The 8,185-nt window shown below is 63.6% G+C and carries 5 protein-coding genes; all 5 read left to right on the top strand.

The window, feature by feature from the left end; all coding sequences use genetic code 11:
* Positions 1-1,692: alpha-amylase family glycosyl hydrolase (locus ABS88_RS20995; RefSeq protein WP_286750485.1), on the top strand; the 1,692-nt coding region annotated here is incomplete at its 5' end.
* Positions 1,693-1,707: 15 nt separating this feature from the next.
* On the top strand, positions 1,708-3,348 hold the full coding sequence (locus tag ABS88_RS21000; protein WP_286750486.1) for an alpha-amylase family glycosyl hydrolase: 1,641 nt from the start codon (positions 1,708-1,710) through the stop codon (positions 3,346-3,348).
* Entirely contained in the window at positions 3,348-5,390 is a 2,043-nt protein-coding gene (locus ABS88_RS21005; RefSeq protein ID WP_286750487.1) for a glycoside hydrolase family 97 protein, read from the top strand. The genes ABS88_RS21000 and ABS88_RS21005 overlap by 1 nt, the downstream gene beginning before the upstream one ends.
* An 82-nt stretch (positions 5,391-5,472) precedes the next feature.
* Positions 5,473-6,753, top strand: coding sequence for a sugar MFS transporter (locus ABS88_RS21010; protein WP_286750488.1), 1,281 nt, complete (start codon positions 5,473-5,475; stop codon positions 6,751-6,753).
* A gap of 120 nt (positions 6,754-6,873) precedes the next feature.
* Entirely contained in the window at positions 6,874-7,818 is a 945-nt protein-coding gene (locus ABS88_RS21015) for a DMT family transporter (protein WP_286750489.1), read from the top strand.
* The last annotated feature ends 367 nt before the right edge of the window (positions 7,819-8,185 follow it).

The raw sequence follows: 8,185 nt of genomic DNA on the forward strand, positions 1-8,185 counted from the left end.
CTGCCCGACCGGTTCGAGAATGGCGACCCGCGCAACGATCGCGGCGGGCTGACGGGCGACCGGCTCGCAACCGGTTACGATCCGTCGGCCAAGGGCTTCTATCACGGCGGCGATCTTGCCGGGCTGACCAAGCGGCTCGATTATATCCAGGGGATGGGCGCCACCGCGATCTGGTTCGCCCCTATTTTCAAGAACAAGCCGGTGCAAGGACCCAAGGGCGACGAGAGCGCTGGTTATCACGGCTATTGGGTGACCGATTTCACGCGTGTCGATCCGCACTTCGGGACCAATGACGAATTCCGGGCTTTCGTCGACGCGGCGCACGCGCGCGGGATGAAGGTCTATATGGACATCATCACCAATCACACCGCCGACGTCATTCGCTACACCGAAGGCGACGGGACGGGGTACCGCTATCGCAGCCTTGCCGATTATCCCTTTTCACGGCGCGGCGGTGCCGGCGGCGCGGCGATCAATCGGGGTTTCGCCGGCGACGGTGATCGCTCGCCCGAAAACTGGGCAAGGCTGACCGATCCATCGTTCGCCTATACGCCCGTCGTGCCGCGGGGTGAGGAAAAGGCCAAGGTGCCGGCGTGGCTGAACGACCCGATCTATTATCATAATCGCGGCAACAGCGACTGGGTCGGCGAGTCTGCGCTCTATGGCGATTTTGCAGGGCTAGACGATCTCGCGACCGAGAATCCGAAGGTCGTGCAGGGCTTCATCGACATCTATGGCCGCTGGATCGACGCGTTCGGGATCGACGGATTCCGCATCGACACCGCGAAGCATGTGAACCCAGAATTCTGGCAGGCCTTCGTGCCGGCGATGCTGGCGCGGGCGAAAGCGCGGGGGATTCCGAATTTCCACATCTTCGGGGAAGTCTATAACGACGCGGTCGACCCCGGATCGCTGGCGCGCCACACGCGCGTCGCCGGATTGCCAGCGGTGCTCGACTTCAGCTTTGCGCGCGCGGTGATCGATGCGGTCGGCGGAACAACCGGAACCGCCGTGTTCGAACGGCTGTTCGATGGCGATGTGCTGTACAAGGGCGGGCCGGCCGCGGCGCTGCAGCTCCCGACCTTCCTCGGCAACCACGACATGGGCCGCTTCGCGATGTTCGTGAAGCAGGCAAACCCCGGTGCGAGCGCCGACGACCTGCTGAAGCGCGTGATGCTGGGCCATGCCATGCTGCTGACGCTGCGCGGTGTCCCGACGATCTATTATGGCGACGAGCAGGGCTTCGTGTCCGACGGGGGTGACCAGCTCGCGCGCGAGGACATGTTCGCCTCGATGGTCGACGTCTATAACGACAACGACCTGATCGGCACCGATGCGACCACCGCGTCGGCCAATTTCGACCCGGCGCATCCGCTCTACCGCGAGATCGCGGCGCTTTCGGCGATCCGCCGCAAGACGCCCGCGCTGCTGCACGGGACGACGAAGCTTCGCGCCATTTCGGAAAAGCCCGGCTTGCTCGCGGTCTCGCGGTTCGATCCGGACTCCGGCCGCGAAGTGCTACTGGCGTTCAATACGTCTGCAACGCCCGTCTCGGCCAATATTGCCATCGACATGAAAAGCGCGGCCTTTACGTCGCTCCTTGGCGACTGCCCGGCGCACGCCGCCGCACCGGGCAGCCTGTCCCTCACTCTCCCCGCCTTCGGCACCGCCATATGCCAGGCCAACGAATAAGCGGAAAAACGACGCGTGACGACGAACCATAGCCTTGCCAAACAACCGCACGCCGTCGCCGACGCCGACCTGCCGTGGTGGAAGGGCGCGGCGATCTACCAGATTTATCCGCGCAGCTTTGCCGATTCAAACGGCGACGGGATCGGCGATCTGGCCGGCATCACCGCGCGGCTCGATTATGTCGCCTCGCTGGGTGTCGATGCAATCTGGCTGTCGCCCTTCTATCCCTCGCCAATGGACGATTTCGGATACGACATTGCCGATTATTACGGCGTCGATCCGATCTTCGGGACGCTCGACGATTTCGACGCGCTCGTCGCGCGCGCGCACGCGCTGGGTCTGAAAGTGACGACCGACCTTGTCTTTGCGCACACGTCGGACCGGCACGACTGGTTCGCGACCAGCCGCGCGAGCAGGGATAATGCGATGGCCGACTGGTATGTCTGGGCCGATGCGAAGCCCGACGGCTCGCCGCCGACTAATTGGCAGTCGGTGTTCGGCGGTCCGGCATGGACGTGGGACGCGCGGCGCGGCCAATATTATATGCACAATTTCCTCGGGACCCAGCCGCAGCTCAACGTCCACAATCGCGCGGTGCAGGATGCGTTGCTGGACGTGGTCCGCTTCTGGCTCGACCGCGGCGTCGACGGGTTCCGCATCGACGCGATCAATTTTGCGATGCACGATCCCGAATTGCGCGACAATCCTCCGGCGCCGCCGTCGAACAAGGTCCGCACCCGGCCGTTCGATTTTCAGCTGAAAATCCACAACCAGTCGCATCCCGACATTCCGCTGTTCCTCGAACGCATTCGCGCGCTAACCGACGAATATGGCGGCAGCTTCACCGTCGCCGAGGTTGGCGGCGACGATGCGGTGCGCGAGATGAAGCTGTTCACCGCGGGCGACCGGCGCCTGAACAGCGCCTATGGTTTCGACTTCCTCTACGCCGACCGGCTGACGCCGAAGCTCGTTCGCGAAGCTGCCGAGCAATGGCCCGACGCGCCGGGTATCGGCTGGCCGAGCTGGGCCTTCGAAAACCACGACGCGCCGCGCGCGGTGTCGCGCTGGACGCCCGCCGGCGTCGATGCCGCCGCCTATTCGCGCATGAAGATGGCGCTGCTGTGTGCGCTGCGCGGCAACATCATCATCTATAATGGCGAGGAACTGGGGCTCGATCAGGTCGATATCCCGTTCGAGATGGTCAAGGATCCCGAAGCGCTGAAGAACTGGCCGCTGACCTTGTCGCGCGACGGCGCGCGGACGCCGTTGCCGTGGGCGGGGGATGCGGCGCATGCCGGATTTTCGTCCGCCAGTCCGTGGCTGCCGCTGGGCGACGCGCACGCCGGCCTCGCGGTGGACCGGCAGGATAGCGACCCCGCGTCGCTGCTCAACCTGACGCGGCGGCTCGTCGCGCTGCGGGCAGCGCATCCCGCGCTCCGTCACGGCCGCGACGGCGGCTGGGTGGCCGAGGGCGACCTGCTGGTCTTCGACCGCATGACCGAAGGCGAAACGATCTGCTGCCTCTTCAACCTCGGCGGAGAGGCGATCGACATTGCCGCGCAGCATCGCGGCGGAATGCCGATCGTGGCGCTCAATGGCGCCGACGCCGACACCCTGCCGCCTTGCGGTGCCCTCTGGATCCGGATCGAACATTGATGTCCATGCTTCGCCTTGCCCCGCTCGCGCTTCTCGCCGCGTCGCCCGCTTTCGCGCAGGAGGCGCCAGCGTCGGTCACCGCAACCTCGCCCGACGGTAGCCTGGTGCTGACCGTCGCGACCGACAACGATCAGCGGCCGACCTGGTCGCTGTCGCGCAAGGGGCAATTGCTGTTCGCGCCGTCGAAGCTCGGCTTCCTGCTCACCGACGGGATCGGCCTCCAGCGCGGCTTCGCGATCGAGGGCATCGAGCGCGCGAGCGCTGACGGCCGCTGGGAGCAGCCTTGGGGCGAACGCCGCTTCGTGCGCGACCACCACAACGAACTGCTCGTTCGCCTGCGCCAAAACGAAAGCTGGGGCGGCCACGCGATGAACGTCCGCTTCCGCCTGTTCGACGACGGCATCGGCTTCCGCTACGAACTCCCCGAACAGGCGGGGCTCAAGACCGCGAAGATTGCTGACGAAATCACCGAATTCGACCTGGTGCCCAAGGGCACGGCGTGGTGGATCGCGGCCGGCGAGTGGAACCGGTACGAGCAGATCTATCAAAAGACGCCGGTCGATGCCGTCGCCACCGCGCACACGCCGATGACCGTGCGGCTCGACGACGGGACGCATCTGTCGTTCCACGAGGCAGCGCTCGTCGACTATTCGGGGATGTGGTTGAAGCGCGCCGAAGGGCAGAAATTCCGCGCCACGCTGGCACCCTCGTCGAAGGGGCCGCGCGTCGTGCGCGACCTGCCGTTCGCGACGCCATGGCGCACGATCCGCATTGCGGGCAGCGCGGCGGGGCTGGTCGAAAGCGACCTCGAGCTCAATCTCAACGAACCGAACAAGCTGGGCGATGTCAGCTGGTTCAAGCCGATGAAATATGTCGGCATCTGGTGGGGCATGATCCGCGGCGATTGGACTTGGGCCGAGGGGCCGAAGCATGGCGCGACAACCGAGCGCACGAAGGCGACGATCGATTTCGCGGCGAAGCACGGCTTCGGCGGCGTCCTGGTCGAGGGCTGGAACAAAGGCTGGAACGGCAACTGGTTCGGCCACGGCGACGAGTTCAGCTTTACCGAGGCGACCCCTGATTTCGACCTGAAGGCGGTTACCGACTATGCTCGCGCCAAGCATGTCCAGCTGATCGGACACCATGAAACCGGCGGGAATATTAAGGTTTACGAGGCGCAGCTCGACGATGCGATGAAGCTGTACGGCCGGCTCGGCGTCGGGACGGTCAAGACCGGCTATGTCGCCGATGCGGGCGGCATAATCGCGCCGGGCGACACCGCCGACAGCGTTGCGATGGAGTGGCACGACGGCCAGCGCCAGGTGCAGCATCATCTGAAGGTCGTCCAGACCGCCGCCAAATATCATGTGGCGGTCGATCCGCACGAGCCGGTGAAGGACACCGGCCTTCGCCGTACCTATCCCAACTGGGTCGCACGCGAAGGCGCCCGGGGCATGGAATATAATGCCTGGGGCGCCTTCGCAAACGGCCCCGATCACGAACCGACGCTCGTCTATACGCGGATGCTGTCGGGGCCGATGGACTTCACGCCCGGGGTGCTGAGCCTGGAGGGTGCGAACCATGCGCCGCTGGCTTCGACGCTGGCGAAGCAGCTCGGCCTCTATCTCGCCATCTATTCGCCGATCCAGATGGCGGCCGATTTCCCCGAAACGCTGGAGAAGTTTCCGCGCGAGCTCGATTTCATCTCGAAAGTGCCGGCCGACTGGTCGGAAAGCCACCTGATCGCGGGCGAGGTCGGGGATTATGCTATTTTCGCGCGCAAGGACCGCAACAGTGCTGACTGGTATGTTGGCGGCGTCAACGATGCGACGGCGCGGACGTTGACGCTGCGCTTCGACTTTCTGGAACCGGGCAGAACCTACGTCGCGACGATTTATAAGGACGGCGACGGCGCCACTTATCTGACCGATGCGCGGCACAGCATCGCATACGACAGGATCAAGGTGAAAAAGGGTGATAGCTATACCCTGTGGCTCGCGCCCGGCGGCGGCGCCGCCATGCGCCTTGCCGCGGGTAAATGATACGCGTCCTGATTATGGCCGACCCTACGGATCGCGATAACGACATCACCTATCGTCGATAGGACTATTTTGGAGAAGCAGGATGGCCCATACGCCCGCCCCGACCAGCGCCGGGGATGCAGGAACGGAAGCTTATGTCGACGCACCGGAGCTGCGGCTGTTCGTGATGGGGCTGTTCTTCATCTTCGGGGGGATCACGTCTCTGAACGACGTAATCATTCCGAAGCTGAAGGAGCTGTTCACTCTCAACTACACGCAGGCAATGCTCGTACAGTTCTGCTTCTTCACCGCCTATTTGCTCATCGGGATACCGGGGGCGAAGCTTGTCAAGAAGATCGGCTATATGCGCGGTGCGGTCGCGGGCCTGCTTACGATGATGGTAGGCTGTCTCCTGTTCATTCCGGCATCGCAGAATGCGACCTATGGCCTGTTCCTGCTTGCGCTGTTTGTCCTCGCGAGCGGGGTGGTTATCGTGCAGGTCGTTGCCAACCCGCTGATCTCGCTGCTTGGTAAGCCTGCGACAGCGCACAGCCGCCTGACCTTCGCACAGGCGTTCAACTCGCTGGGTACCACGCTGTTCCCGGTCGCAGGGTCGACGCTTATTCTCGGCGGTCTGGCAAAGGTGAGCGCTGATCAGCTATCGGGCGCCGAACTCGACGCCTATCGCACTTCCGAAAGCCTAGCGATTGTGCATGGCTATCTCGGCATTGCGGTCGCGCTTGCGGTCGTGGCGGCGACCGTGTGGATGTTCCGCAATCGCCTGAAGGGCGAGCGGCATGAGGCGAGTGCCGCGCTTGCGGGTTTTGACCTGCTGAGGCGTCCGCGTTTCGGCTTCGGCGCTCTCTGCATCTTCCTCTATGTTGGCGCCGAAGTGTCGATCGGGTCGTTGATCGTCAGCTACCTGATGCAGGGGCACGTCCTGGCCCTGCAGGAACAGGCGGCGGGCAAGCTCATCGGACTCTATTGGGGCGGCGCGATGGTTGGGCGTTTCATCGGATCGGCAGTGATGCGCGTCATCAGTCCGGGCAAGCTGCTCGCCTGGGTCGCGGTCGGCGCGATCGCGCTGATCCTTGTCTCCACCAGCACGACCGGCGCTCTGTCGGGCTACAGCCTGCTCGCCATAGGCCTGATGAACGCGATCATGTTCCCGACGATCTTCAGCCTCGCCTCCGAAAAGCTCGGTCCCCGCGCCGCCGACGGGTCAGGGATCATCAATATCGCGATCTTTGGGGGTGCCGTGGTTCCGCTCGCGACCGGTGCAATCGCGGACCTCACCGGACATCTTGGTCTCGCGCTCCTCCTTCCCGCCGCTTGCTATGCCGTCATCGCTGCCTTCGGCCACTATGCTCGGCGGCCGGCATGACGGCATCGCATTTGCCGGGGCAAAAGCTGCCTGTGGTCGCAGGCTCGGGTGGATCGGCAAGCAACGAGCAATGCGCCAGCGCGGCGCTCGCAACTTTCGCCCCATAAGCCGGAGCTTGGCATGCCCGCACTTCTGGAGCGAATGACCGGCTGGGTCTGGTCGCGCCCCTATCTCCTGCTGACATTTACCGCACTGTTCTGGGCTGGCAATTCGATTGTCGGTCGCGCGGCGCGCGATGTGATGCCGCCGGTCGCGCTAGCCTGGTGGCGATGGGCCTTGGCCTTTCTGTTGTTGTTGCCGTTTGCATGGCCCCATCTGCGACGAGACTTCGCTACCTTCAAAACGCACTGGCGCTGGCTGCTGTTGCTGGGGGCTCTGGGGATCGGAACCTTCAACACCCTCCTCTACACCGGCCTTCAAACGACCACGGCAGTCAACGGCCTGCTGCTCCAGTCGATGCAGCCTGCGCTGATTCTCATGCTCGGTGCTCTCGTTTTCGGGGAGTATGTCCGGTTGCCGCAGGTCATCGGCATATGTCTCTCGATCACCGGGGCGCTGATGATCATTCTGGGCGGTGATCTGTCCTCGCTTCTCGAACTGGAATTCAATTCGGGAGATCTCGTGATCTGCGTCGCGGTTGTCGTCTGGTCCTTCTATTCCGTTCTGTTGCGCAAACGTCCGGCCGTTCATCCACTGAGCTTTCTGGCGGCAACCTTCGTGATCGGCATTGTCGTGATCGCGCCCTTCTATCTGGCCGAGATCATTGACGGCCGATTGATAGAAAGCAGTTCTGAAAGCTGGATGGCGATTGGCTACGTCTGCCTGTTTCCCTCGCTTATCGCCTATCTCTTTTTCAATCGCGGGGTCGAGTTGCTCGGTTCGGCAGCAACCGGGCTTTATCTCAACATCATGCCAGTTATCGGCGCCATGCTCGCCGTATTTATCCTCTCCGAACCGTTCAGATGGTTCCATCTTGTCGGCATGAGCCTGATCGGCGCAGGGATTTTCAGCGCCTCCCGCATTGCTCGTCAATCAGTCGAACAGTCCATTCCTGCCGACCGCTGAGCATGGTTTGTCATTTTGGCGGCGCCCACCAGCGGGCGTTCATGCCGAATATTCGCGTCCGAGCGCCGCATCAGCACGAAAGACCGGGGTGGCGGTCGATCGAAACCGTTGCAATCGAGTGACGCTTGCGCTTCCGGACATGGAAAGGCGCCAACTTTCACGCTCGCGATGGGACCTGACACATCACGCCCCCGGGCCACGCATCGCGGAAGCGCCTTCGCTTGAAGGCCCCAAACCCAAGGCGCCGCGCGCGATCAGCAGCGCTTGCCGGAGCCGGCGGGTCCGGTTTGGGCCGATCCCATGAATTTCGTGAAATATCCGGACCGCCACCGTGCGGATTTCTGCTTTCCCTGGCCGGCGCCGGCCG

The organism is Sphingopyxis sp. SCN 67-31 (assembly GCF_001725095.1).